Source organism: Agromyces ramosus, assembly GCF_030817175.1.
GTDB lineage: Bacteria > Actinomycetota > Actinomycetes > Actinomycetales > Microbacteriaceae > Agromyces > Agromyces ramosus_A.
This window is the reverse complement of record NZ_JAUSYY010000001.1, coordinates 1396955-1420927: the sequence shown is the minus strand read 5'-3', so window position 1 is coordinate 1420927 and position 23973 is coordinate 1396955. Positions and strand designations below refer to the sequence as shown.

Annotated in this window: 24 protein-coding genes and 1 pseudogene; 8 read left to right on the top strand and 17 right to left on the bottom strand. The window is 71.0% G+C overall.

Annotated features, from left to right (window positions below; genetic code table 11):
• Positions 1 to 14: 14 nt before the first annotated feature.
• From QFZ26_RS06645 to purL, 3 genes are read right to left on the bottom strand one after another with little or no spacing between them, the layout of a single operon-like run.
• Entirely contained in the window at positions 15 to 320 is a 306-nt protein-coding gene (locus QFZ26_RS06645; protein WP_307040436.1) for a hypothetical protein, read from the bottom strand.
• Between the two features lie 10 nt (positions 321 to 330).
• Complete coding sequence (locus QFZ26_RS06640; RefSeq protein WP_307040434.1) at positions 331 to 582, bottom strand: hypothetical protein; 252 nt, start codon at positions 580 to 582, stop codon at positions 331 to 333.
• 37 nt (positions 583 to 619) lie between these two features.
• Positions 620 to 2953, bottom strand: coding sequence for a phosphoribosylformylglycinamidine synthase subunit PurL (gene purL, locus QFZ26_RS06635; protein WP_307040432.1), 2334 nt, complete (start codon positions 2951 to 2953; stop codon positions 620 to 622).
• A gap of 255 nt (positions 2954 to 3208) precedes the next feature.
• Here purL and QFZ26_RS06630 point away from each other — a divergent pair, with 255 nt between their 5' ends.
• Positions 3209 to 4426 (top strand): MFS transporter, encoded by a 1218-nt coding sequence (locus QFZ26_RS06630; RefSeq protein WP_307040431.1) that lies wholly within the window; start codon positions 3209 to 3211, stop codon positions 4424 to 4426.
• Positions 4427 to 4456: 30 nt separating this feature from the next.
• Here QFZ26_RS06630 and QFZ26_RS06625 read toward each other — a convergent pair whose 3' ends face one another.
• Together QFZ26_RS06625 and QFZ26_RS06620 are read right to left on the bottom strand one after the other, a co-directional pair.
• Entirely contained in the window at positions 4457 to 5272 is an 816-nt protein-coding gene (locus QFZ26_RS06625) for a shikimate 5-dehydrogenase (RefSeq protein WP_307040429.1), read from the bottom strand.
• Positions 5273 to 5304: 32 nt separating this feature from the next.
• Positions 5305 to 5766 (bottom strand): DUF3817 domain-containing protein, encoded by a 462-nt coding sequence (locus QFZ26_RS06620; protein WP_307040427.1) that lies wholly within the window; start codon positions 5764 to 5766, stop codon positions 5305 to 5307.
• Between the two features lie 85 nt (positions 5767 to 5851).
• Between QFZ26_RS06620 and QFZ26_RS06615 the strand changes: the two genes are divergently transcribed.
• The gene (locus tag QFZ26_RS06615; RefSeq protein WP_307040425.1) at positions 5852 to 6382 is read left to right on the top strand and encodes an adenine phosphoribosyltransferase; all 531 of its coding nucleotides are present in this window, start codon (positions 5852 to 5854) and stop codon (positions 6380 to 6382) included.
• Positions 6383 to 6439: 57 nt separating this feature from the next.
• On the opposite strand, the gene QFZ26_RS06610 is transcribed toward QFZ26_RS06615, so the two are convergent.
• Positions 6440 to 6976 (bottom strand): tetratricopeptide repeat protein, encoded by a 537-nt coding sequence (locus QFZ26_RS06610; protein WP_307040423.1) that lies wholly within the window; start codon positions 6974 to 6976, stop codon positions 6440 to 6442.
• A 251-nt stretch (positions 6977 to 7227) separates the two neighbouring features.
• Here QFZ26_RS06610 and QFZ26_RS06605 point away from each other — a divergent pair, with 251 nt between their 5' ends.
• Positions 7228 to 12417 carry a family 78 glycoside hydrolase catalytic domain gene (locus QFZ26_RS06605; RefSeq protein WP_307040421.1) on the top strand — a complete coding sequence of 1730 codons (5190 nt, stop codon included), beginning with the start codon at positions 7228 to 7230 and terminating at the stop codon, positions 12415 to 12417.
• Positions 12418 to 12504: 87 nt separating this feature from the next.
• On the opposite strand, the gene purQ is transcribed toward QFZ26_RS06605, so the two are convergent.
• From purQ to kynA, 8 genes and pseudogenes are all read right to left on the bottom strand, one after another.
• Positions 12505 to 13203: a phosphoribosylformylglycinamidine synthase subunit PurQ gene (gene purQ, locus QFZ26_RS06600; RefSeq protein ID WP_307040419.1), complete on the bottom strand. Its 699-nt coding sequence runs from the start codon at positions 13201 to 13203 to the stop codon at positions 12505 to 12507.
• Between the two features lie 116 nt (positions 13204 to 13319).
• Positions 13320 to 13553: pseudogene (gene purS, locus QFZ26_RS06595) on the bottom strand (phosphoribosylformylglycinamidine synthase subunit PurS); the annotation flags it as partial.
• Positions 13554 to 13705: 152 nt separating this feature from the next.
• Entirely contained in the window at positions 13706 to 14134 is a 429-nt protein-coding gene (locus tag QFZ26_RS06590) for a hypothetical protein (RefSeq protein ID WP_307040415.1), read from the bottom strand.
• A gap of 96 nt (positions 14135 to 14230) precedes the next feature.
• On the bottom strand, positions 14231 to 14479 hold the full coding sequence (locus QFZ26_RS06585; RefSeq protein WP_307040413.1) for a hypothetical protein: 249 nt from the start codon (positions 14477 to 14479) through the stop codon (positions 14231 to 14233).
• Positions 14476 to 14691, bottom strand: a complete 216-nt coding sequence (locus tag QFZ26_RS06580; RefSeq protein WP_307040411.1) for a hypothetical protein — start codon at positions 14689 to 14691, stop codon at positions 14476 to 14478. The genes QFZ26_RS06585 and QFZ26_RS06580 overlap by 4 nt, the downstream gene beginning before the upstream one ends.
• 116 nt (positions 14692 to 14807) lie before the next feature.
• On the bottom strand, positions 14808 to 16070 hold the full coding sequence (locus QFZ26_RS06575; RefSeq protein ID WP_307040410.1) for a kynureninase: 1263 nt from the start codon (positions 16068 to 16070) through the stop codon (positions 14808 to 14810).
• Positions 16064 to 17095 (bottom strand): amidohydrolase family protein, encoded by a 1032-nt coding sequence (locus QFZ26_RS06570; protein WP_307040409.1) that lies wholly within the window; start codon positions 17093 to 17095, stop codon positions 16064 to 16066. The genes QFZ26_RS06575 and QFZ26_RS06570 overlap by 7 nt, the downstream gene beginning before the upstream one ends.
• A gap of 3 nt (positions 17096 to 17098) precedes the next feature.
• Positions 17099 to 17959 carry a tryptophan 2,3-dioxygenase gene (gene kynA, locus QFZ26_RS06565; protein ID WP_307044959.1) on the bottom strand — a complete coding sequence of 287 codons (861 nt, stop codon included), beginning with the start codon at positions 17957 to 17959 and terminating at the stop codon, positions 17099 to 17101.
• Positions 17960 to 18168: 209 nt separating this feature from the next.
• Here kynA and QFZ26_RS06560 point away from each other — a divergent pair, with 209 nt between their 5' ends.
• On the top strand, positions 18169 to 18816 hold the full coding sequence (locus tag QFZ26_RS06560) for a TetR/AcrR family transcriptional regulator (RefSeq protein ID WP_307040407.1): 648 nt from the start codon (positions 18169 to 18171) through the stop codon (positions 18814 to 18816).
• 36 nt (positions 18817 to 18852) lie between these two features.
• On the opposite strand, the gene QFZ26_RS06555 is transcribed toward QFZ26_RS06560, so the two are convergent.
• Positions 18853 to 19695, bottom strand: coding sequence for a VOC family protein (locus QFZ26_RS06555; protein WP_307044957.1), 843 nt, complete (start codon positions 19693 to 19695; stop codon positions 18853 to 18855).
• A 166-nt stretch (positions 19696 to 19861) separates the two neighbouring features.
• On the opposite strand from QFZ26_RS06555, the gene QFZ26_RS06550 reads away from it, so the two are divergent.
• Positions 19862 to 20194, top strand: a complete 333-nt coding sequence (locus QFZ26_RS06550; RefSeq protein WP_307040405.1) for a three-helix bundle dimerization domain-containing protein — start codon at positions 19862 to 19864, stop codon at positions 20192 to 20194.
• Positions 20195 to 20197: 3 nt separating this feature from the next.
• Here the strand turns inward: QFZ26_RS06550 and QFZ26_RS06545 are convergent, their stop codons facing one another.
• Positions 20198 to 21148, bottom strand: a complete 951-nt coding sequence (locus tag QFZ26_RS06545) for a phosphoribosylaminoimidazolesuccinocarboxamide synthase (protein ID WP_307040403.1) — start codon at positions 21146 to 21148, stop codon at positions 20198 to 20200.
• A gap of 8 nt (positions 21149 to 21156) precedes the next feature.
• On the bottom strand, positions 21157 to 22470 hold the full coding sequence (gene purD, locus QFZ26_RS06540) for a phosphoribosylamine--glycine ligase (RefSeq protein WP_307040401.1): 1314 nt from the start codon (positions 22468 to 22470) through the stop codon (positions 21157 to 21159).
• Between the two features lie 86 nt (positions 22471 to 22556).
• Between purD and QFZ26_RS06535 the strand changes: the two genes are divergently transcribed.
• Genes QFZ26_RS06535 through QFZ26_RS06525 form a run of 3 tightly spaced genes read left to right on the top strand, consistent with a single transcriptional unit; the run spans position 22557 to position 23968 of the window.
• Positions 22557 to 23129 (top strand): signal peptidase II, encoded by a 573-nt coding sequence (locus QFZ26_RS06535; RefSeq protein WP_373460751.1) that lies wholly within the window; start codon positions 22557 to 22559, stop codon positions 23127 to 23129.
• A gap of 27 nt (positions 23130 to 23156) precedes the next feature.
• Positions 23157 to 23585, top strand: coding sequence for a sterol carrier family protein (locus tag QFZ26_RS06530; RefSeq protein WP_307040397.1), 429 nt, complete (start codon positions 23157 to 23159; stop codon positions 23583 to 23585).
• Positions 23582 to 23968, top strand: a complete 387-nt coding sequence (locus QFZ26_RS06525) for a hypothetical protein (protein WP_307040395.1) — start codon at positions 23582 to 23584, stop codon at positions 23966 to 23968. Before QFZ26_RS06530 ends, QFZ26_RS06525 begins: the two co-directional genes overlap by 4 nt.
• The last annotated feature ends 5 nt before the right edge of the window (positions 23969 to 23973 follow it).

Here is a 23973-nt window from a genome sequence, read left to right as displayed (position 1 = left end):
GGCGTCTTTGCCGGCTACCGCCGGTCGCCGCTGAAGCGGACGCCGCCCGGCTGCGTCGGCGCGGTCGTGTCGCCGTGTGCCTGCTCGGCGCCGCCGATCTCCTGCTCCTGCACGGACTCGATGATCGACTCCTGGAGCCCCTGCTGGCCGGTGTGCAGCTGCTGGTAGGTCTCTCCGGCGCTCGCGATCGGTCCGAACGCGTGCCGGAGCCGCGAGCGTGCACCGCGGGGTGCCCGCACCCAGCGGACGACGATGCCGACGACGATGACGAGCACGAAGGCGGCCGGGATCGCGGTGAGAAGGTACGACTCGACGGGCATCGGGGGCGCCTCAGAACCCGAAGGAGGTGATCGGCTCGAGCGCGCCGTCGCGCAGCCGCTCGATCACGAGGCGCTCGTGGTGCACGACGTCGTCGGGCATGGCGTCGAGCTCGAACCAGCGCAGGTCGCTCGCCGTGTGCTCCGGCAGGGCGGGTGTGCCGCTCCAGCGGCGCCAGGCGAAGAAGAAGCCGTGCTCCCGGGCAGAGCGCGGCGGGTAGCCGCGATGATCGGGATGCGAGCCTCCGGTCGCCTCGGCGATCATCGGTGGCTCATTCCGGTTGCCTGCGGCATCCGCTCGCTCAGTACCCGACGACCGCGCCGAACGCCTCGGCGAGCGGTGCGCGGTTGGTGGTGCGCAGTTCTTCGACCGTGACGGTGAAGACATCTTGCACCTCGAGGGCACCGGATGCCGCGTCGGTCACGCCGATGCGCCGCACCGGGTAGCCCCGGCCGTCGCAGAGGCCGCGGAACTTCACGTCGTCTTCACGTGGGACGCTCACGATGACCCGGCCGGCCGACTCGGAGAACAGCGCCGTGGCGACGTCGATGTCGGCATCGCCGGTGACCTCGCCGAGGAAGACCCGTGCGCCGACGCCGAAGCGGACGACCGCCTCGGCGAGTGCGACCGCGAGGCCGCCGTCGGAGAGGTCGTGCGCCGAGTCGATGAGGCCCTCGACCGCCGCGGCACGGAGCAGCTCGGCGAGACGCTGCTCGCCGGGCAGGTCGACCGCCGGGGGCCGACCGCCGAGGTGGTCGTGCACGACACCGGCCCACGCGGAGCCGTCGAGCTCGGCGCGGGTGTCGCCGAGGAGGTAGATGTTGTGGCCGTCGTCCTGCCAGCCGCTCGGAATGCGGCGGGCGACGTCGTCGATCACGCCGAGCACGGCGATGACGGGCGTCGGGTGGATCGGCACGTCACCGGTCTGGTTGTAGAACGAGACGTTGCCGCCCGTGACGGGGATGCCGAGCTCGAGGCATCCGTCGCTCAGGCCCTCGACGGTCTCGGAGAACTGCCACATGACCTCGGGGTTCTCGGGGGAGCCGAAGTTCAGGCAGTCGGAGACGCCCATGGGCACGGCGCCCGTGACCGCGACGTTGCGGTACGCCTCGGCGAGGGCGAGCTTCGCGCCCTGGCGCGGGTCGAGTTGCGAGTAGCGGCCGTTCGCGTCGGTGGCGACGGCGACGCCGAGGCCGGTCTGCTCGTCGACGCGCACCATGCCCGCGTCATCGGGGTAGCTGAGCGCGGTGTTGCCGAGCACGTACTTGTCGTACTGGTTCGTGACCCACGCGGCGTCGGCCTGGTTGGCGCTGCCGACCAGCCGCAGGAACTGCTCGAGGATCTCGTCGGGGGTCGCCGGGCGATCGAGGTTCGCCGCCGTGTCGGCCTGGAGCGCGTCGATCCAGGTGGGGTAGGCGACCGGGCGCTCGTAGACGGGACCGTCGACGGCGACGGTGCGCGGGTCGACGTTCACGATCTCCTCACCGTGCCACATGATGCTGAGGCGGCCGGTGTCGGTGACCTCGCCGAGCACGCTCGTCTCGACATCCCACTTCTTCACGACCTCGAGGAAGCCGTCGAGCTTCTCGGGACGCACGATGGCCATCATGCGCTCCTGGCTCTCGCTCATGAGGATCTCTTCGGGCGTGAGCGACGGGTCGCGCAGCAGCACGTCGTCGAGCACGATCGCCATGCCGCCGTCGCCGTTCGACGCGAGCTCGGACGTGGCGCACGAGATGCCGGCCGCACCGAGGTCTTGGATGCCCTCGACGAGGTCGCCCGCGAAGAGTTCGAGGCAGCACTCGATGAGCACCTTCTCGGCGAACGGGTCGCCGACCTGCACCGCGGGTCGCTTGGTGGGGCCGCCCTCGGCGAAGGTGTCGGAGGCGAGGATCGACGCGCCGCCGATGCCGTCGCCGCCCGTGCGCGCGCCGAACAGCACGACCTTGTTGCCGGCGCCCTTCGCGTTCGCGAGGTGCAGGTCTTCGTGGCGCATGACGCCCACCGCGAGGGCGTTCACGAGCGGGTTCGCCTGGTACACCGGGTCGAACCAGGTCTCGCCGCCGATGTTCGGCAGGCCGAGGCAGTTGCCGTAGAAGCTGATGCCCGACACGACGCCATGCACGACGCGAGCCGTGTCGGGGTGGTCGATCGCGCCGAAGCGCAGCGCGTCCATGACCGCGACCGGGCGTGCGCCCATCGAGATGATGTCGCGCACGATGCCGCCGACGCCCGTGGCCGCGCCCTGGAACGGCTCGATGTAGCTCGGGTGGTTGTGCGACTCGATCTTGAAGGTGACGGCCCAGCCCTCGCCGATGTCGAGCACGCCGGCGTTCTCGCCCATGCCGACCATGAGGTGCTGCTTCATCGCCGGCGTGACCTTCTTGCCGAACTGGCGCAGGTAGATCTTCGACGACTTGTAGGAGCAGTGCTCGCTCCACATCACCGAGTACATCGCGAGCTCAGCGCTCGTGGGCCGGCGACCCAGGATGTTGCGGATGCGCTCGTACTCGTCGGGCTTCAAGCCCAGCGCGGCGTACGGCTGCTCCTTCTCGGGCGTGGTCGCGGCGAACTCGACGGTGTCGAGCTGGACCTTCGCGGGCGCAGGAGTCGTGGCGGGAGTCTGAGCGGTCACAGGTGGCGAACTCCAGAGAAGGGCGGCGAGGCGGATGCCGCGGGCGGATGCCTGACCGTGCAAGTCTACCGGGCGTCGGGTGGGCGCTCGCGGGGTCGGCCTGGCTGCGGACGACCTCGCTGACGTAGAATAGGCGCTGGTCGCCGCATTCCCGGTGGCCCTGGGCGCGCACACAGCGCGTAGTCGACCCGCCGTTGCGCATTCGCGGAGCCCCGCGCCGCGCCCGCGGGGAACGCCCGTCGTTCAGGTATCCCCATGACGCCGTCCACACCCTTCTACTCCACGTCCTCCACGCCCGCCGTGATGCCGCCGTTCCCGTGGCTCGGGCTCATCGTGCTCGCAGCCGCGGTCTTCCTCTCGGTCACGATCGAGATGATCCCGACGGGCCTCCTGCCCGACATGAGCGCCGAGCTGCAGGTCGGCGAGCCGCTCATCGGCCTGCTCGTCACCGTGTTCGCGGCGACGGTCGTGGTGCTCACCGTGCCGCTCGCCGCGCTCACGAAGCGCGTCCCGCGACGGACCCTCATCGTCATCAGCCTCGCCGTGCTCGCGGTCAGCTGCGTGCTCACCGCCCTGGCGCCGAACTACGGCACCGTGCTGGCGACTCGCATCCTCGGCGGCGCCGCGCACGGGCTCTTCTGGTCGGTCGTCGGCGCCTATGCCGGCCACCTCGTGCCGAAGGAGCAGCTCGCCCGCGCCGTCTCGATCAGCGTCGCCGGCGGATCGCTCGCGTTCGTGCTCGGCGTCCCCCTCGCCACAGCGCTCGGCCAGGCGTTCGGCTGGCGCCTCGCGTTCGCCGGCGTCGGCGTGCTCACCCTGCTGGGCGCGTTGCTCGTCTGGCGCTTCCTGCCGCCGGTGCGGCATCACGCCGGCGAAGCGGATGCCGCGCCACTGCGCCTGCGCAGCGACCGGACGTTCGTGCCGGTCATCGTCGTCTGCCTCATCACGGCCGTCACGATGGTCGGGGCGTACACGTTCTACACGTACGTCGCGCCGTTCGTCACCGAGGTGATGGGCCTGCCGCCGAGCGTGCTCAGCCCGATGCTGCTCGCCTACGGCATCGCCGGCGCCGCCGGGCTCGTGCTCGCCGGAACGGTGCTCGGCCGCCGCCCGACGATCGGCCTCACGATCGCGCTCGTGGCGACCGGCATCGGCGTCGCCGGGCTCGCGGTCTTCGCGCAGGTGCCGGGGCTCGGCATCGCGTGCTTCCTGCTGTGGGGCACCGCATTCGGCGCTCTCCCGCCGCTGCTCAACACGCGGTTGCTGCACTCGGCGTCGTCGCGCATCCGCGACGCGGCCGCGTCGTTCTACACGACCGCGTTCAACACGGGCATCGGGGGCGGAGCCCTCCTCGGCGCCCTGCTCTACAACGTGCTCGGGCCGGCGGGCCTGCCGTGGGTGTTCGTGGCGCTTCTCCTCTGCTCGACCGGCGCACTCGTCATCACGGCCCTCGTGAACCGCGTGCACCGGTAGGACCGCGGGGCCGGGGCGCCACCCGACTCGCTACTCCGCGCGCGAGAACGCTGCCGCCCGCTCGACCTGCTCGCGCGTGAGCGCCACGCCCGTGTACCGCTCGAACTGCCGCGCCGCCTGCAACGCGATCACCTCGGCCCCCGAGATCACCCGCTTGCCCGCTGCGCGCGCAGCCGTGACGAGCGGGGTCTCGGCGGGGAACGCGACGACGTCGAACACCGTCTGGGCGCGGTCGACGAACGCCGGCGCGAACGCCTGCGCATCGGCGTCGGCCCCGCGCATGCCGATCGGGGTGACGTTGACGATCAGGTCGAAGTCGGGCACGGGATCATCCGCCGTGAACTCGTAGCCGTACTTCGCCGCAAGGGCGCCGCCGGCGTCGATGTTGCGCGCGACGATCGTGACGTCATCGAACGCGGCGCCCTGGAACGCCGCCACAACCGCCTTCGCCATGCCGCCCGACCCGCGGACGAGCACCCGCTGCCCCGGGTCGAGCTCGTGCTCGGCGATGAGTGCCGCGATCGCCTCGTAGTCGGTGTTCGAGGCGACGAGTCGTCCGCCCGCGTTCACGATCGTGTTCACCGAGTCGATCGCCGCGGCCGACGGCTCGAGCTCGTCGACGAGTGGGATCACCGCCTCCTTGAACGGCATGGACACGGAGCATCCGCGGATGCCGAGGGCACGGATGCCGCGCACCGCCCCCTCGAGGTCGTCGGTCGTGAACGCCTTGTAGATGAAGTTCAGGCCGAGCTCGTCGTAGAGGAAGTTGTGGAAGCGCGTGCCGAGGTTGGAGGGCCGAGCTGCCAGCGAGATGCAGAGGGTCATGTCCTTGTTCAGGATGGGCATGCCTCCATCCTGCCGCAGGCCGCGGCCGGCCATCAGGCCTCGCGGCCCCCGGGCGGGCCCATGACCAGCAGTGCGGTGAACACGGCGGCGATGCCGACGACCGCGAGCACGGTGAGCAGCACCGGGCGGGCGAGGAACCACCGGAGCATCCGGTTCACCCAGTTGCCGTCGGCCGGGTGCTCGGTGCGCTCGTGCCGCCAGCCGCCCTCGAGCCGGCCGAAACGCACGAGCCACAGCTCGAACGGGATGGTCGCGTACGGGACGATCGCCGTCACGACGGCCAACACCATGAGGCCGACGCCCCAGCGCTGGTTGACCCCGACGAGCACGGCAGCGAACGCGTAGGCGAGGAAGACGAACCCGTGGATCGACCCGCCCACGAGCACTGCCGACTCGACAACGGCGGCGTACTTCAGGATCATGGCGACGATCAGGATCGTCCAGGTGACGGCCTCGGCGAGGGCGAGGGCGCGGAAGAGACGCTTCGGTGACACGGATGCTCCAGGGTTCGAGTCCTCCAATCCTCGCAGGCCCGCGGCGCCCGGTTCGCCGCCCCGAGCCCCGCGGTAGCCTGTGTCGGTGAACGAGACCGAAGCGCGCGCCCTCGTCGAACCGCGCATCGCGCTGATCCCCGACTTCCCCGAGCCGGGGGTGCTGTTCCGCGACCTCACGCCGGTGTTCGCCGACGGGCCGGCGTTCCGTGCGCTCGCGGCAGCGCTCACCGCACCCTTCGAGGGGCGATTCGACGACCTCGGCGGTGTCGAGGCGCGCGGCTTCCTGCTCGCCGGGGCCGCGTCGGCGCTCTGCGGCGCTGGCGTGCTCACCGTGCGCAAGACCGGCAAGCTCCCGCGCGCGGTGCTGAGCGAGAGCTACGCCCTCGAGTACGGCATGGCTGGCCTGGAGGTGCACGAGGGCGAGCTGCAACCGGGCGCGCGTGTGCTCATCCTCGACGACGTGCTCGCGACCGGCGGCACCGTGGGCGCGGCGGCGCGACTCGTCGAGCGCGCGGGCTGGCAGGTCGCCGGCATCGCCGTCGCGCTCGAGCTCACGGGACTCGGCGGCCGTGAGCGGCTCGCCGGCTACGAGGTCTACAGCCTGCTGCAGTACTGAGCGGATGCCGGAGCAGGGCCCGATGCCGGCGGCGCCCCTTGTGCCGTGCTCAGGTGCTCAGTCGATCGGTTGCTCGGCGTCGAGCTGCATGAGGTAGGCGGCGTTGCCGCGCAGCGCGGCCTCGTAGCGCAGCACGTCGGGAATCCGCATGCCGTCGGCGACGAGCGCGAGCAGCTCGCCCACGGCGGCGTCGCTGCGGCCGGCGGCGTGCAGGCCGAGTGCGTGGAACGCGCGTACCGAGGCCGAGTCGGGATACTCGGCGCGTGCCCGGTCGAGCGCGGCGAGCGACTCCTCGAGGCGTCCGAGAAGGCGCAGCGTGCTTCCGTACTGCAGCAGGCACCGCCGCAGCGGGTCGCCCGAGAGTCCCGCCGCCATCGCGGCTTCGTAGTACCCGAGCGCCGTCTGCTCCTCGCCGGCGGTGTCGTAGGACCCGCCGACCTCGTAGAGCACCTCGGGCTGTCGGGGGTGCTCCGCGAGCAGGGCGAGGAACTCGTCGATCGTCGGCTGCATGTGCTCGCGGTCGCGCCGTCCGAAGATCTCGGCGATCGTCGCCTCGAGCTCGGGGGTGAGTGGTTCGGGGGTCGGTTCGGTCACCCCTCCATCCTGCCGGTGCCGGCGGGCGTCGCGTTGCGTGCGGCCGCGAGCGCGTCATTTCGCGCCGTGAGCGCCGCTTCGAGGCATCCGGATGTCGCATCATGAGGCAGTCGCCCCGACGCACGCGGCACCGCGTTCGGGAACAGGACGACACGCCGACGAACACGGCAGATGGTTGACCGCGCGACGACCTGCTGGCTAAGCTCCACACTGAACACTAAGTGAATCGTTTCATCAACGAGGAGAAACGCGTGCTTTCGAACTTCCGCAGTGCAGCGGTCGGCGTGGTCATCGCCGGCACGGTCTTCGCTTCCGTCATCTCGACCCCTCCGGCTCCAGCCCTCGCGGCGGCGGCTCAATCGGCCCCGGTCGGCGTCGGCGTGCTCGAGACGAACTCGGCCGTCAACCCGATCGGCATCCCGCTGGAGACGCCGAAGCTGAGCTGGCAGCTCACCTCCGACGCCCGTGGCACGGTGCAGGGCGCCTACCAGGTGCGCGTTGCGACGAGCGAGGGCGGATTGTCCGCCCCCGACGTCTGGGACAGCGGCAAGGTCGAGTCGGATGCCTCGGTCGAGGTGCCCTACGGCGGCCCCGACCTCGAGGGAGCCACCGCCTACGCTTGGCAGGTCCGCGTGTGGGACGGCGAGGGACAGGCGTCCGACTGGAGCGCCCCGGCGAGCTTCGAGACGGCACTCGCCTCGGTCGACGACTGGGACGGCGCCGACTGGATCGGCGCCGACACGTCGATCCCGACAGCATGGACCGATTACACGATGACCTTCGACGCCTCGAAGATCTCCGGCTCGCTCGGCGTGTACTTCCGGGGGCGTGACGGCGGCAACGCCTACATGTGGCAGCTCAGCCAGAGCGAGCGATCGCTGCGCCCGCACGTGAAGACGAACGGCGGCTACTCGGTGCTCACCCCGACGGCGTTCCCCGCGGGATTCGACTTCGCGGCCGAGCACGAGTACTCCATCACGGTCGACGGCAGGACGATCGTGACGAGGGTCGACGGCGCGGTGCTCGACACCCGCACGGTCGCCACGCATAACGCGCCCGGGCTCGTCGGCTTCCGCACGAGCGGCGCCGAGACGGGCACCGTCTCCGAGGTGAAGGTGACGGCTGAGTCGGGTGACGTGCTGCTCGCCACGACCTTCGCCTCGGGCGACCGCACCTTCACGGCGGGAACGGTGCAGGGCGGCAACCTCGTCGTGGCCGGCGACACCGACGCATGGTACGCGTTCGGCTCGGCGGTGCCGGTGCTCCGCACCGAGTTCGAGGTCGACAGGGAGGTCGAGTCGGCGCGCATCTACGCCGCGGCGCGCGGCCTCTACGAGCTGCAGCTCAACGGCGAGCCGGTCGGCGACCAGCAGCTCGCACCTGGATGGACCGACTACCGCACGCGCATCCTGTACCAGACGTACGACGTCACCGGGCAGGTGGCCGACGGCGAGAACGCGCTCGGCGCGGAGATCGCCGACGGTTGGTACGCCGGACGCGTCGCGATGTTCGGCGACTCGATCTACGGCAGCGACACCTCGCTGATCGCGCAGCTCCGCATCCGGTACACCGACGGCACGGAGCAGGTCGTCGCGACCGACGACGGCTGGCGCACCACGAACGGGCCGACCACGTCCGCCGACCTGCTCGACGGCGAGGCGTACGACGCGCGACGCGCGGACGCCCTCGGCGCGTGGTCGGAGCCCGGCTACGACGACGGTGAATGGGCCGACGTCGTCGAGCGTCCCACCGCCACCGCGAAACTCCAACCGCAGATCGACCCGCCGGTGCGCGTCACCGAGGAGCTCGACGCGACGGTGCTGCCGAGCCCGGCCGCGGGAGTACACGTCTACGACCTCGGACAGAACATGGTCGGCCACGCCCGGGTCACGCTCACCGGGGAGACCGGCGACACCGTGCGCATCCGCGTCGCGGAGGTGCTGAACCCCGACGGCACGCTGTACACGGCGAACTTCCGCAGCGCGAAGGCGACCGATTACTACACCTTCGGCGCCGACGGCACGGCGACGTGGGAGCCGAAGTTCACCTTCCACGGCTTCCGCTACGTCGAGATCACCGGGGTCGACGAGGCCCCGCCGGCCGAAGCGATCACGGGTGTCGTCGTCGGCACCGACAACACGCCGACCGCCTCGCTCGAGACGTCATCGGCACTCGTGAACCAGCTCCAGAGCAACATCGTCTGGGGCCAGCGCGGCAACTTCCTCTCCATCCCGACCGACACGCCCGCGCGTGACGAGCGCATGGGCTGGACGGGCGACATCAACGTCTTCTCCAATACGGCGAACGTCAACATGGACTCGCAGTTGTTCCTGACGAAGTGGCTGCAGGACCTGCGCGACACGCAGGGTGCCGACGGCTCGTTCCCTGGTGTCGCACCCATCATCCCCGGCAGGTTCGACGGCGGGTACGGTCGCGCCGGATGGGCCGACGCGGGCGTGCACGTGCCGTACTCGATCTGGCAGGCCTACGGCGACACCCAGGTGCTGCTCGACAGCTACGACTCGATGAAGCGGTACGTCGACTACCTCGACGCCACGGCCCCCGGCCACATCCGCAACGTCGGCGGCTACAACGACTGGTTGAACCTCGATGACGACACCCCGGCGACGGTGATCGACACGGCGTTCCTCGCCAAGGGCACGCGGGAGTTCGCGGAGATGGCGCAGGCGCTCGGTCGCGACGACGACGCTCAGGTGTACTTCGAGCGGTACGAGGCGATCAAGGCGGCGTTCGGCGCGGCATTCGTCGGCGCCGACGGCACGGTGCGCGGCGACTCCCAGACGGCGTACATCCTCACGATCATGAACGACCTCATCCCCGCCGGTCTCGAGGACCAGGTCGCGGCGCAATTCGTCGAGACGCTCGAGCGTCGCGGCAACCACCTGTCGACGGGCTTCCTCGGCGTCGACGGCCTGCTTCCGGCATTGACCGCGATCGGACGGACCGATATCGCGTACATCCTGCTGCAGAACACCGACTACCCGTCGTGGGGATACGAGATCGGCAAGGGGGCGACCACCATCTGGGAGCGCTGGAACTCGATCATGCCCGACGGCACCTTCGGTCCGGTCGAGATGAACTCCTTCAACCACTACGCCTACGGCGCAGTGGGCGAGTGGATGTACCGCACCATGGCCGGCGTCTCCGCACTCGAGCCGGGCTACCGCAAGGCGCTCATCGCACCGCAGGCCGGCGCGGGCATCGACTGGGTCGACTTCTCGCTCGACACGCCCTACGGAACGGTCGCCTCGTCCTGGCGAGCGGATGCCTCGGGCGCGATGCGACTCGACGTGACGGTGCCGCCGAACACGACCGCCGAGGTGCGCATTCCGACGTCGAGTCGTTGGGGGATCACCGAGGGCGGCATCCCCGCGGAGTCCGTGCCGGGCATCGAGTTCTCGAGCTTCGCCGATGGCGTGGCCGTGTTCACGGTGGGCTCGGGCGAGTACGCATTCGCACAGGACCAGACGCTCGGACGCATCGGAGACGCACGCGATGCGGCATCCGCGTTCGGCGACCAGGTGGCCGCACTGACGGACGGCGGAGCCCTCTCCGCCGAGCAGTCCGAGGCGCTCACCGAGTTCGCCGGCAAGTTCGCCGATCGGGCCGGCAAGACGTGGGACGCGTTCACCGACGACAAGGGCGGTCGCGACCGCGACCTGCGAACGGCGGGTGCCGCACACCAGGCCCTGAGCACGATCCAGTCGATCACCGCCTGGCTGGACCGTGAGGTCGAGCGCGGGGTGCTCGCGGGAGCGACCGCCGACGTGCTTCGCGCGATCCTCGAGCCCGCCGCTGCGAATCTCTCGGTGGTGTCGGCGACGCTCGTCGGCGCCGCGGCGTCGCTCGCGACACCGACCGATGCCGTCTTCCCGGGCGACGTGGCCCGCGTGGCCGTCGTCCTCGTGGTCAGCGGCGAGAAGAAGCTGAGCAAGGTCGAGGCCGAGGTGAGCTCCAGCGACGGGTGGACGGTCACCGCCCTTCCGCGGCAGGGGAAGGCGGCGTTCACGCCCGGCTCGACGACCGAGTTCGCCTTCGATGTCGCAGTCCCCGCGGACGCGGAGCCCGGCCGATACGATCTCACCGGGTCGCTCACCTACCGCTACGGCGGCACGGAGGTCACCCTTCCGCTGAGTGCCGAGCTCGCGGTGTCCGCGCCTGTGGCGGTGCAGTCCGTGTCGATCGAGCCGGCCGCGGCGCACCCCGGCGATGTCGTCGTGCTCGCGGTCGACCTCGTCAACCGCACTGACGACGAGCGTTCGGGCGCGGTGCAGGTGACCGGGCCCGACGGATGGGAGCAGGCGGAGGTTCCGTTCACGCTCGCCGCCGGGGCATCCGGTCGGCCGACCGTCGAGGTCACGGTTCCCTACACCGTCACCGCCGGCGACGTCAGCCTCACGGCCGCGGTCGGCTCCGCCGACGAGGAACGCGGCGAAGCCTCGCTCTCGGTCGGCCTCTCGAGTGCTCCGGCGGTCGTCGTCGATCACGTCGACCTGGGGCTCGCCGCCTCGGAGCGGTCGCACCGGCTGACGGCATCCGAGCACTCGGGCACCTCGGCCGAGGCCGGGCTCACCCGGCGGTACACCCACACGTCCTTCCCGGGCGGCTGGTTCGAGTTCGACGTCGCCGTTCCCTCCGGCGAGCCGTTCGTGGTGCGCGCGGTCGAGACGTTCGACGGGGCGCGGGCGAAGACCTACGACGTCTCGGCCGACGGCGTCACGGTGCTCGAGCAGCGCTACACGCGCACGGCAGGCGGCACCGGCACGATGACGTACCAGTTCCTGGTCGACGACGCGGCGATCACGGCCGACGGCACGGTGCGACTCCGATTCCAGGACGTCGACGGCGGGTACGACCCGTCGATCGCCGACGTGTGGATCCTCCCCGTCGCGACGGGACTCGACGCGGCGCAGAACCTGCTCGCCGGGTCGGCCGCGACGGCGCGGACGAGCCTGCAGGCCGCGCCCGGCTGGGGCACCGCCAACCTGGTCGACGGCAAGCGCGAGAGCCTCGCCGGAGGAGCGAAGGGCTACACGTCGAACCCGCCCGACCGATCGCAGACCGGCGCCGACCAGTGGGTCGCGTTCGATCTCGGCGCCTCGAAGCCGCTGAACACGGTCGTGATCTATCCGAGGACCGCGACCGCCGACGACACGGCCGGCGACGGCACCGACGGCGCCCACTTCCCGAAGGCGTTCGCCGTGCAGGTGAGTGACGACGGCACGACGTGGACGACGGTGCGCCAGGTGACCGGTCAGCCCGACCCGGGACCTCGCCCGCAGACCTACACGTTCGACACGACGCCGGCGCGGTACCTGCGCGTGCAGGTCGCCGAGCTCGGCCGGCCGACGGCGGAGGAGGGCCGCATCGGGTTCTACCGACTGCAGCTCGCCGAGGTCCAGGCCTTCGCGCTCGGGTAGCGACAGCGGCCCGTCACCCGCACCGACAACAGGAACGAGCGACCGGTTTCGGTCGCTCGTTCCTGCTTCGAAGACGGCAGGGTGCGGCTACGCCTCGACGAGCGCCCGGCGAATGACCGACGTGAAGAAGCCGAGCCCGTCGACGCCCGAGCGCATGGCGACCGCCGTGTCGGGGCCGAAGCCCGGCTCGACCGCGTGCTCGGGGTGCGGCATGAGGCCGACCACGTTGCCGCGCGCGTTCGAGATGCCCGCGATGTCGCGGAGCGACCCGTTGGGGTTCACGTCGACGTAGCGGAACACCACGCGACCCTCGCCCTCGAGCCGGTCGAGCGTCTCGTCGGAGGCGATGAAACCGCCCTCGCCGTTCTTGAGCGGGATGGTGATCTCGTCGCCCGCGGAGAACTCGCCCGTCCAATCGGTCGACGTGTTCTCGACGCGAAGCACCTGGTCGCGGCAGATGAACGATCCGTGATCGTTGCGGATGAGTCCGCCCTCGAGCAGGCCCGCCTCGGTGAGCATCTGGAAGCCGTTGCAGATGCCGAGCACGGGCATGCCCCGGTTCGCGGCATCCGCGACCTCGCTCATGATGGGGCTGAGCGACGCGATGGCGCCGCAGCGCAGGTAGTCGCCGTAGCTGAAGCCGCCAGGCAGGATCAGCGCGTCGACGCCCTCGAGGTCGTGCGAGCCGTGCCAGAGTGCGACCGGTTCGCCGCCGGCGATGCGCACGGCCCGCTGGGCGTCGCGGTCGTCGAGCGAGCCGGGAAAGGTGATGACGCCGATGCGCATGTGTTCGCTCCCGACCCTCAGTGCGTCTCGCCGGCCGGTGCGCCGAAGCCGTCGTCGGTCACGGTCGCCGCATCGGATGCCTCTTCGGCGAGCTCCGCGTTCGTGACCTCGTAGTGGATGCCCACGACATCTTCGATGACCGAGTTGGAGAGGATCTCCTCGGCGATCTCCTTGACGCTGGCCTTGAGGGTGTCGTCGACGGGGCCGTCGACGGTCAGTTCGAATCGCTTGCCGATGCGCACGCCGCTGAACCCGGCGCGGCCGGTGCGGGCGAGGGCACCGGCCAGGGCCTTGCCCTGGGGATCGAGCAGTTCGGCTTTGGGCATCACGTCGACGACGATGGTGGGCACCGCGGTTCTCCGTCCGGTGTCGAAAGTGTGGATGCGTCGATTCTATCGGGCGTGGCAGCGTCGTTCGGGCCGCCCGACGGCGGGCGCGATGCGCGCACACATGAGTGCGGCGGTGCACCGGGTGCACCGCCGCACTGAACTTCACCTGCGAGTCAACGGCGCGAGATCGCCTTGATCACCATGCCGATCCCGATGAGTGCCGCGGCACCGACGGCGATGACGAGGCCGGGGTTCTCGCGGTAGCGGGCCTTCACGTAGGTGACGCCCTCGTCGGCCATCTCCCTCGCGTTCGCGACGGCGGCCGAGGCCTGCGCCGAGATCGCGTCGACCGCGTCGGTCGCCGCGCCGCGGACTTCGCCCAGCAGGTCGCCCGCGGCATCCGAGGTCTCGTTCGTCGCACCGGCCGCGGTGTCGGCGAGCCGGTCAGCGCCCGTGCGGATGGCGTCCGCAGTGTCGTTCGCGGTGTCGCGTGTGATGTCGGCCGCCTCTGCCGCCGCTTCGCGCGCGGTGTCGGACACGCGGTCGGCGGACTCCCGCGCGGCCTTCGTGGCGTCGTTGATGTTCCGGTCGGTGTCGGTCATCAGTGCTCCCTTCGCCAGTGATCGTGGCTATCGTACGCTCGCTGTCCCGCCGGAGCCCGATCGGCCTCCGGGCTTGCCAGTGGCCCCTCGAGGCTGCTATCGCGCGGGCTCGGGTGGTGCGGCGTCGCCGTTCTCATCGTCGTGAGAACCCGTGCGTTCGGCCGCTTCGGCCGTGCCGACGGCCCCGGCGGCGTCGGCGGCGAGCTCGCTGAGGCTCGGTCCGCCGTGGGCATCCGGATCCCTGGAATCGGTCGCGTCCATCGGGTCGCCAGTGGCAGCGGTGTGCGGATCGCGCGCCGCGCCCGATTCGGGCGGCACCGCCGCATCGTCCGTCGTGCCGCTCATGCCTGGCGCGCCTTCGCGGCCGTTTGGGCGGCGCGCGCGCGTCGTGCCTGTTCCCATGCCTTTTCGCGAGCCTTGACCACCTTCGGGTTCGACCAGAACGCCTCGGTCGCCGTCGCATACTCCTGCAGTCGCGGGCCGAAGCGCTTGACGATGGTCGTGACGACCCCGACGACGCTCACGACGAGCATGGCGATGCGGATGATTCGTTGCATGTCGCTCCCTTCCGGCCGCCGACGTGCTCGGCAGTCGCCCGTTCGCCCAGCATGATCACTCGATCGCACCGGGTCGAGAGCATTGACAGTCTCGGCCGGTTCGCGTAGTGCTCGGCTCAGCTGAGCCCCGCCCGTTCCATGAGCACTTCCTTCAAGGTGTCGCGCGTCGCGGCGAGCCCGCGATGCACCTCCTCGAAGCTCGTCGAGAGCGGCGAGAGGCCGATGCGCAGGCCGCCCGGATCGCGGTAGTCGGGAATCACGTCCTGCTGCCAGAGCCGCGCGGTGACCTCCCGCATGGCGTCGTGGTGCAGGGTGATGTGGCCGCCGCGGTCGGCGGGGTCGGCCGGTGACGCGAGCGTCACGCCGAGCGGTGCGAGCCAGTCGCCCGCGACCGTGATGGCGAACTCCGTGAGCGCGACCGATTTCGCGCGGAGTGCCGGCATCCCGGCCTCCTCGATCATCGCGAGCGTCTCCTCCATCGCGAGCATGCCGACGATCGGCGCGGTGCCCGAGAGGAATCGGCGGATGTCTGGGACCGGCTCGTACTCCGGGCCCATCGCGAACATGTCGGTCGTGCCCCACCAGCCCTGGATCGGCTGGGTGAGCACGGCCTGGAGGTCGTCGCGAACGTAGGCGAACGCGGGGGAGCCCGGGCCGCCGTTCAGGTACTTGTAGGTGCATCCGACGGCGAGGTCGAAACCCCAGTGGTCGGCTCGCACCGGCACGGAGCCCGCCGAGTGGCAGAGGTCCCAGAGGATGAGCGCGCCGGCATCGTGGGCGATTCGCGTGAGCTCGGGGGCATCCGCGAGGTAGGCCGAACGGTAGGCGACGTGCGAGACGACCACGAGGGCCGTCTCGGGGCCGACGGCGGCGGCGAGCTGGCGCGGTGTGACGCCCGAGGTCGTGTCGACCCTGATCCAGCGCAACTCCAGGCCCCGCTCGCGGGCGATGCCCTCGAGCACGTAGCGGTCGGTCGGGAAGTTGTCGGTGTCGACCACGATCTCGCGCCGCATGGGGTCGCGTGCGAGTTGCGCGTCGACGGCGGCTCGCGCGAGCTTGTAGAGCAGGACGGTCGTCGAGTCGCCGATGATCGTCTGCCCGGCCTTCGCCTCGATCACCGCGCGGCCGATGCGGTCGCCGATCTCGGTCGGCAGCTGCAGCCAGGCCTCATCCCAGCCGCGGATGAGCCGCCCGCCCCACTGCTCGCGGAGGAACCGCTCGACGCGTTCGACGGCCGACATCGGCGGACGCCCGAGCGAGTTGCCGTCGAAGTAGACGACGTCGGTCTCGGCTCCGACGAAGCGCTTGCGGTAGTGCGCGAGCCCGTCGGCGCGGTCCATGCGGCGGGCGAAGGCGTGATGGGGGTCGAGGGTCACCATTGCTCCAGGTCTTCGACGGGCACGATGCGGGCGGTGGCGAGCCAGGCGGGCAGCTCGTCGAGTGCGACGGGTCGCGGGCCGGGCACGAACGTCGCGATGCCGTCGTGTCGGGTGCCCACGGCAGTGGGCCACGCCTCGGTGATCGAGGAGACGAGGTCGGATGCCCCGAGCCCCGCCCGCGCCAGCAGCTCGAGTTCGGCGGGGTTCACGCCGAGCGGCTGGTCGCCGTTGCCGAGGTCCGTGCCGTAGAGCACGCGCCCGCCCGCAGCGTGGAATCGGGTGAGGTTGTCGAGCGCGACCTCCTGCTGGGGTGTCGGCTCGCCGTGGCCCGCGACGAAGAGCGTCGAGATCCAACGCTGCCCGGCGGCGACCGCCCTGGCGATGAGGGCCGTGTCGAGGCGCTCGGTGAACGGCGTGTGCGCGAGCGCATCGATGCCGGCGTCGATCGCGAACCGCGACATCCCCTCGCCCTCGACGTGGGCGACGACCGGCAGCCCCCGCTCGTGGGCTGCTGCGACGATCGTGTCGAGGGTCGCGCGGTCGAAGACCGGTCCGGCCACGGAATTCAGTGCCACCTTGATGACGGATGCCCCGAACGCATGCTGCTCGGCAACGGCCGTCTCGGCGGCGCTCGGCAGCGCCCCGCGCCCGTCGCCCGTGTCGGCGTCGATCTCGCGGGCGCTGCCCTCGGCCGCCCACGGCCGGCCGACGGGGTAGCCGCCTCGCGCGGTGAGGAAGCTGCCGGCGAACGCGACCGCGGGCAGTCCGTCGTGCCCTGCGTGCGCCGCGATCGCGTCGAGCGGCCCGCCGAGGTCGACGACCCCCGCAAGCGCGGTGTCGTGCATCGCCTCGCGGCCCACGATCATGAGGTGCACGTGGTGATCGATGAGCGGCGGCAGCATCGTGCCGGCCTCACCAGGGTGGTCGCCGCTCAGCGAACGCCGCACCGGCTGCGCGAGCGGGCCGAGGTCGAGCACGGCGCCATGGGGGTGCGCGGGCGATTCGGGTTCGTCGTGCCGGGTCATCCGTCAGCCGGGGATCTCGGTGCGCACGGCGTACAGCTCGGGGAAGAACGTGAGCTCGAGCGCACGCTTCAGGAACGTGGCGCCGCTCGACCCGCCGGTGCCGGTCTTCGAGCCGATGATGCGCTCGACGGTCTTCAGGTGGCGGAACCGCCAGAGCTGGAAGTTGTCTTCCAGGTCGACGAGCTCTTCACACGTCTCGTAGGCGGCCCAGTGCTCATCGGTGTGCTGGTAGATCTCGGTGAAGACGGGCACGAGCTCGGGCTGGAACGTCCACGCCTGGGTGACGTCGCGCTCGAGGATCGCCGCCGGGATCGGGTAGCCGGCACGCGCGAGGAGCCGCAGGAACTCGTCGTAGAGGCTCGGCGTCTCGAGTGCGGCTCGGAGCATCGCGCTCGCCGCGGGATCCGTCTCGAAGACCTGCAGCATGCGTGCATTCTTGTTGCCGAGCACGAACTCGACCGCGCGGTACTGGTACGACTGGAATCCGCTCGCATTGCCGAGCACCCCGCGGAACTGCGCGTACTCGGCGGGCGTCAGGGTCGCGAGCACCGACCACTGCTCGGTCAGGGTCTTCTGGATGTGCTTCACGCGGGCGACCGCCTTGAGCGCCTTGCCGAGCTCGTCGGCGCGCAGCAGGTCGCGAGCGGTCTCGAGCTCGTGCAGCACGAGCTTGAGCCAGAGCTCGGTGGTCTGGTGCTGGATGATGAACAGCAGTTCGTCGTGGTGCTCGGGCCTGCTGATCGGCCGCTGCGCGCTGAGCAGGGTGGGCAGGTCGAGGTAGCCGCCGTAGCTCATGCGATCGCTGAAATCGGTGACGACGGATGCCTCGATGGTGCGCGTGTTCGCTTCGACGCCGTCGGCCACGCCCTCGTGCTCAGTCACGGGTCCAGCCTAGCCACGCGCTCTCGGTCGCCGAACCGGCGCGGATGGGCGCGACGGGCGCCCCCGTCCCGGACCAGCCGGCCTGATGCCCGCCGCGCCGCACCCCTCCCCCAAGGGGTGGCCGCCGCCGAATCGAGGAAACGGAGGCGACCCTCCGAATACTAGTCCACGAGCGGCGTACAGTGAGTCGCGTGACCCCGGCTGCTTCGCCGCGTCGCGATGCGCGACGAAACCACGAGCGCCTGCTCCGCGAGGCGCGGCGCCTGTTCGCCGAGCGCGGCGTCGATGCCCCGCTCGACGAGCTCGCGATCCGGGCCGGCGTCGGCGCGGGCACGGTGTACCGTCACTTCCCGAACCGCGACGCGCTCGTGCGCGAGCTCTACGACTCCGGCGTCGCCGAACTGCACGATCTCGCGTCCGACATCCTCGGTGCCGAGACCGGCTGGCGGTCGGTCGAGCTCTACCTCGAGCGCCTCGGCGCCTGGGTCGCCGACCAGCCCTACCTGCCCGCGGTCATGCAGCGGGTCGCCGAACTCGATCCGTCGCATCGCCCGGGCGCCGCCTTCGAGGAGGCGATCGACGGACTCGTCGGCCGTGCGCAGGTGGAGGGGTCGCTCCGCCCCGATGTCACCGCCGTCGACCTGAGCATCCTCGTCGACATGCTGGGCTCGCTCGGGCAGTACGGGCGCGAGTACCTGCCGTTCTGGCGCCGGCAGCTGACGATCGTGCTCGACGGGCTGAGGGCGCGGCCCGACCTCACGCCGATGCCCGTGCCCGGGCAGCGCTTCGCCGAGTTCCACGACATGTCGCACAAGAAGGGGCCGAAGCCCGCGCGGTGACCGCGTGCGGAGAGGCCCGCAGCCGGCGGCCGGCGGTCAGGCGCCCGCGCGCGCCGCCACGAGGTTCGACCACGGGTCCTCGAATGCGAGCACACGGCCGTCGTCGCGGGTCGCGACGCCGTAGTGGGACATCCGCTCGCCCAGTTCGCCGAGATCGTCGGAGGTCGGCACGACGATCTCGACCCTGCCGAGCCCGAGCGCGAGCCGGCGCTTGCCCGCCCCGGCGCTGTTCCACGTGTTCATCGCCATGTGGTGGTGATAGCCGCCCGCCGAGACGAAGAGCGCCGACGTGCCGAGGCTCGCGGTGGTCTCGAAGCCGAGCCGGTCGACGTAGAACTCCCGGGCGCTCGCGATGTCGCCGACCGAGAGGTGCACGTGCCCGACGATCGCGTCACCGAGGCCGGTACCGGATGCCGCGGCATCCGCTGCTCCTTCGCTCAGGTGCTCGCGCAGGTACGCGTTCGGGTCGAGGTACATCGTCGCCATCTCGATCGTGCCGTGCGTCCAGCTCCACTGCGAGCGGTCGCGGTCGAAGTAGAGCTCGACGCCGTTGCCCTCAGGATCGGTGAAGTAGAACGCCTCGCTCACGAGGTGATCGGCGCTCCCGGTGAAGGTGCCGGGGTGCTTCGAGGCGACGGAGTAGATCGCCGTCGCGAGCGCCTCGCGGGTGTCGAAGAGGATCGCGGTGTGGAAGAGCCCGGCACTGCGCGGCCCGGCGTGCTGCAGCTCGGGCGCGTGCTCGAGGATGACGATGGGCGTCGAACCCCGCCCTAGCACGGCGATCGCACCGTCGTGGCTGAGCAGCTCGAGGGTCACGCCGTCGCGGTAGTACCGGATCATGCCGTCGAGGTCGCCGACGCGCAGGGTCACCGCGCCCATGCCCGTGTCGGCGGCGAGCAGTCCCGGACCCCGGGTGCCATTGGTTGTAGTCACAACTAATGGTAACGCATGCTCCGGCGCCCCTATTCCGGATGAGACGCCCACTAGCTGGGAGCCTCATGAACGGCTCTTGATCGCGGGCGTGCCCGGACCTCAGACTGGCCGCATGGGAACTCCCGATGAAGCGCACGCCGTGAATGCCGTCATCGACCGTCTCGCCGGTCGCTTCCCGCAGCTCCAGCGGGAGCGCATCGCGACCGTCGTGCACGAGGCGCATCACGAGCTCGATGGCAACCCGATCCGTGATTTCGTGCCCGTGCTCGTCGAACACGAGGCGCGAGAGCGGCTCCAGGCGACCGGGGCTCAGCCCGTTCGCGTCTCCGACCAGGATGCCGCCGCAGCCGGCCCGATGATCCGGGCCGGAGAGCCCGACACCGAGACCGTGTTCAATGCCCGGGTCACGCTCCTCAACGGCGACCTGGGCGGCGGCACGTCGTAGGAGTCAGGCGCCCGACGTCAGCCGCTCGATCAGCTCGCGGTAGCGCGCGGCGGTCTGCTCGACGATCTCGTGCGGGAGCGTCGGCGGCTCCTCGGAGGCATCCTGATCCCAGTTCGCGGCGAGCCAGTCGCGCACGATCTGCTTGTCGAAGCTCGCCATGCGCAGCTCGGGCGTCGCAGCGGTGGCGTACACCTCGGCGTCCCAGAAGCGGCTCGAGTCGGAGGTGAGCACCTCGTCGGCGAGGGTCACGATGCCCGTGTCGCGGTCGGCGCCGAACTCGAACTTCGTATCGGCGAGGATCACGCCGCGCGCCTCGGCGATGGCCGACGCGCGCGCGAAGATCTCGAGCGACAGCTCGCGCAGCTGCGCGGCGACGACGTCGCCCACGAGCTCGACGGTGCGCTCGTAGGTGATGTTCTCGTCGTGCTCGCCGAGCGGAGCCTTCCACGCGGGCGTGTAGATCGGCTCGGGCAGGCGGTCGCCGTTCTGCAGCCCCTCTGGTAGCGGGATGCCGCCGATGGCGCCCGTGGCATGGTACTCCTTCCAGCCGCCGCCGGTGATGAACCCCCGCACGACGCACTCGATCGGAAACATGTCGAGCGTGCGGCAGAGCGTGGCGCGAGCCGCGACCTCGGCGGGGACCTCGGGCAGCTCGAGCGCCTGGAGCCGGTCGTCGAGCGGATGGGCGAGGTGGTTGGGCACCTCGGGGAGCTGGTCGAACCACCATCGGGTGAGGGCGGTGAGCATCTCGCCCTTGCCCGGGATGGCGGGCGTCAGCACGGCGTCGAAGGCGCTCACCCGGTCGCTCGCGACGACCAGCACGACCGGCGAGAGGTGCAACGGATCGCCCGTCCAGCTGTCGTCGTCGTCGAGCAGCCTGGTGGGCGCGTAGAGGTCGCGCACCTTGCCCGAATAGATGTGCGTCCAGCCGGGCAGTTCACCGGTGTTCGTCATCGTGACTCCTACTCTGTGACGCGCGCCGCGATGTCGGTGCGGTACTGGCCGCCGTCGAGGCGCACATGCGCGAGCGCCTCATAGGCGCGGCGCCGCGCCTCGCCGAAGTCCCTTCCGACGGCGACGACGTTGAGCACCCGTCCGCCCGTGGCGATGAGCGGCGGCATGTCGTCGGGTGAGCTCGCGGTGCCGATCGCCGTCGCGGCATGCGCGAGGTGCACGCCGGGCACGGATGCCGCGGCCTCGAGCCCCTCGATGGTGCGCCCCGTCTCGGGGGCCTCTGGATACCCCTCGCTCGCGAGCACGACCGTGACCGCGGCATCCGGCCGGAACACCGGGCGCGGCAGCCCGCCGAGCCCCCCCGTCGCCGCGGCGAAGAGGAGGCCCGAGAGCTGTGTCTCGAGGCGGGGGAGCACGACCTGGGTCTCTGGGTCGCCGAAGCGCGCATTGAACTCGATCACGCGGATGCCGCGCGGCGTGAGGATGAGGCCCGCGTAGAGCAGGCCGATGAACGGCGTCTGCTCGGTGGCGAGCCGGCGCACGGTGGGCAGCGCGATCTTCTCGATGACCTCGTCGACGAACTGCTGCTCGCTGCCGAACTGGTCGTCGAGCCACGGCAGCGGCGAGTATGCGCCCATGCCGCCCGTGTTCGGGCCGGCGTCGCCGTCGCGGAGGCGCTTGTAGTCCTGCGCGGGTGAGAGCGGCAGCACGTTCGTGCCGTCGGAGAGCAGGAAGAGCGAGACCTCCTGTCCGTCGAGGAACTCCTCGACGAGCACCGGCCCCTGCTGCAGGTAGTGGGCGGCGTGGGCGAGCGCGGCATCGCGGTCTTCGGTGACGAGCACGCCCTTGCCGGCCGCGAGGCCATCGGCCTTCACGACGAAGGGAGCGCCGAACTCGTCGAGGGTCTGCTCGACATCGTCGAGCGTGTCGGCGAGCGCCGCACGGCCGGTCGGCACGCCCGCGGACTCCATGATTCGCTTCGCGAAGGTCTTCGACCCCTCGAGGGCGGCGGCGGCCTTGCCCGGACCGAACACCGCGATGCCGCGTGTGCGCAGGGCGTCGGCGACGCCGGCGACGAGCGGGGCCTCGGGGCCGATGACGACGAGCTCGATGTCGTTGTCGATCGCGTAGTCGGCGACGATCACGGGATCGGTCGGGTCGAGCGCGATGGTCGTGACGCTGCCACGCGACGACGAGGTGTGGGATGCCGCGATGCCGGCGTTGCCGGGGGCCGCGATGATCTCGTGCCGGGCGTCTTCGTCGAGGAGCGCGAGGATGATGGCGTGCTCGCGCGCGCCCGAGCCGAGGACCAGGATTCTCACCGGTTCAGGCTACCGCGTCGTGCGGGAGCCGGGGTCCGTGTTGCGCGCCGCGGCACGGGTCGGCGGTGCCTCGTCGGCCCGCGATAATGGGGCGGGTGAGCCCAGACAGCACCGGCGCGAACCGCGCACCAGACCCCTCCGGCGACGACGAGGTCGCCGCACCGGCACGCGGGCCCCGACTGTTCTGGTGGGTGCTCGGCATCGCCGCCGTCGTGGTGCTCGTCGACCAGGGCACGAAATGGTGGGCGGTGACCTGGCTCGACGACGGCCGTACCGTTCCGGTGATCGGCGACCTCATCCGGTTCGTGCTCGTCCACAACCCCGGCGCGGCCTTCTCCATCGGCACCGAGCTCACCTGGGTGCTCGCGATCGTCGCCGCCGGGGCGGCCGTCGTCGCCGCGGTGTTCGCATGGCGGGTGCGATCGGTCGGCTGGGCCATCGCCATCGGGCTCCTGCTGGGGGGTGCACTCACGCACCTCGGCGACCGCCTGTTCCGCGAGCCGGGCTTCGGGCGCGGCCACGTCGTGGACTTCATCGGCTACGGCGACCTCTTCATCGGCAACGTCGCCGACATCGCGATCGTCGCCGGTGCGGTGATGATCCTCATCCTGACGGTGCGCGGGATCGCCCCCTCCGGACGGGTTCCCGCCGACTCCTGACACCCACGGGTGCGCGAAGATGGAGACATGGCGCGCGCGAGGATCGACGACGAGCTGGGTCGGGCGGCCCTCGAGGTCGTGCAGCGGGTGACGCCCGGGGGTGCGGATGCCGCGGCATCCGTCGATCGCACGACCCTCGCCCTCGCCGTGCGGTACTCGCTGCAACTGCTCGCCGAGCACGCCCCGGGCGGCACCGTCGAGGTGCGCGTGCCACCGTATGGCGCCGTGCAGTGCATCGAGGGCCCGAAGCATACGCGCGGCACGCCCCCGAACGTCGTCGAGACGGATGCCTCGACCTGGCTCGCCCTCGCGATCGGCACGCTCAGCTGGGCTGACGCCCGCGTGGCCGGCCGGGTGCACGCGTCGGGCCAGCGCGCCGACCTCGCGGCGGTGCTGCCCGTGCTCGGCAGCTCCACGCCGGGAACGTCTGGCGGGGCCGATACGATCACCCCGTGACTCCTGCCGCGATCGCCGCCATCCTGCTCTGCGTCGTCCTCGGCGCGCTCGCCGTCTTCCAGCTCGCGCTCGTCTTCGGAGCGCCGCTCGGCCGGTTCGCGTGGGGCGGTGCCGACCGCGTCCTGCCTCGGGCGAAGCGCATCGGCAGCGTCATCTCGATCGTGCTCTACGCCGTGTTCGCCTGGGTGTTCCTCATGAAGGCCGAACTCGTGCCCATGGTGTTGCCCGAGCTCGTGGTCGACGTGGGCGCATGGGTCATCGCGGCGTACTTCGCCATCGGCATCCCGATGAATGCGATCTCGCGCAGCAAGTCCGAGCGGTACACGATGACGCCCGTCGTCGCACTGCTCACCGTGCTCTCGGTGATCGTGGCGCTCGGCTGAGCGAC

What these genes read in the sequence shown, in the direction of transcription:
- QFZ26_RS06645 (WP_307040436.1), bottom strand. Translation starts at nt 320, where the DNA reads ATGCCCGTCGAGTCGTACCTTCTCACCGCGATCCCGGCCGCCTTCGTG.
- QFZ26_RS06640 (WP_307040434.1), bottom strand. Translation starts at nt 582, where the DNA reads ATGATCGCCGAGGCGACCGGAGGCTCGCATCCCGATCATCGCGGCTAC.
- QFZ26_RS06630 (WP_307040431.1), top strand. Translation starts at nt 3,209, where the DNA reads ATGACGCCGTCCACACCCTTCTACTCCACGTCCTCCACGCCCGCCGTG.
- QFZ26_RS06625 (WP_307040429.1), bottom strand. Translation starts at nt 5,272, where the DNA reads ATGCCCATCCTGAACAAGGACATGACCCTCTGCATCTCGCTGGCAGCT.
- purQ (WP_307040419.1), bottom strand. Translation starts at nt 13,203, where the DNA reads ATGCGCATCGGCGTCATCACCTTTCCCGGCTCGCTCGACGACCGCGAC.
- QFZ26_RS06590 (WP_307040415.1), bottom strand. Translation starts at nt 14,134, where the DNA reads ATGACCGACACCGACCGGAACATCAACGACGCCACGAAGGCCGCGCGG.
- QFZ26_RS06585 (WP_307040413.1), bottom strand. Translation starts at nt 14,479, where the DNA reads ATGAGCGGCACGACGGACGATGCGGCGGTGCCGCCCGAATCGGGCGCG.
- QFZ26_RS06580 (WP_307040411.1), bottom strand. Translation starts at nt 14,691, where the DNA reads ATGCAACGAATCATCCGCATCGCCATGCTCGTCGTGAGCGTCGTCGGG.
- QFZ26_RS06575 (WP_307040410.1), bottom strand. Translation starts at nt 16,070, where the DNA reads ATGGTGACCCTCGACCCCCATCACGCCTTCGCCCGCCGCATGGACCGC.
- QFZ26_RS06570 (WP_307040409.1), bottom strand. Translation starts at nt 17,095, where the DNA reads ATGACCCGGCACGACGAACCCGAATCGCCCGCGCACCCCCATGGCGCC.
- QFZ26_RS06555 (WP_307044957.1), bottom strand. Translation starts at nt 19,695, where the DNA reads ATGGGCGCGGTGACCCTGCGCGTCGGCGACCTCGACGGCATGATCCGG.
- QFZ26_RS06550 (WP_307040405.1), top strand. Translation starts at nt 19,862, where the DNA reads ATGGGAACTCCCGATGAAGCGCACGCCGTGAATGCCGTCATCGACCGT.
- QFZ26_RS06545 (WP_307040403.1), bottom strand. Translation starts at nt 21,148, where the DNA reads ATGACGAACACCGGTGAACTGCCCGGCTGGACGCACATCTATTCGGGC.
- QFZ26_RS06535 (WP_373460751.1), top strand. Translation starts at nt 22,557, where the DNA reads ATGGGGCGGGTGAGCCCAGACAGCACCGGCGCGAACCGCGCACCAGAC.
- QFZ26_RS06530 (WP_307040397.1), top strand. Translation starts at nt 23,157, where the DNA reads ATGGCGCGCGCGAGGATCGACGACGAGCTGGGTCGGGCGGCCCTCGAG.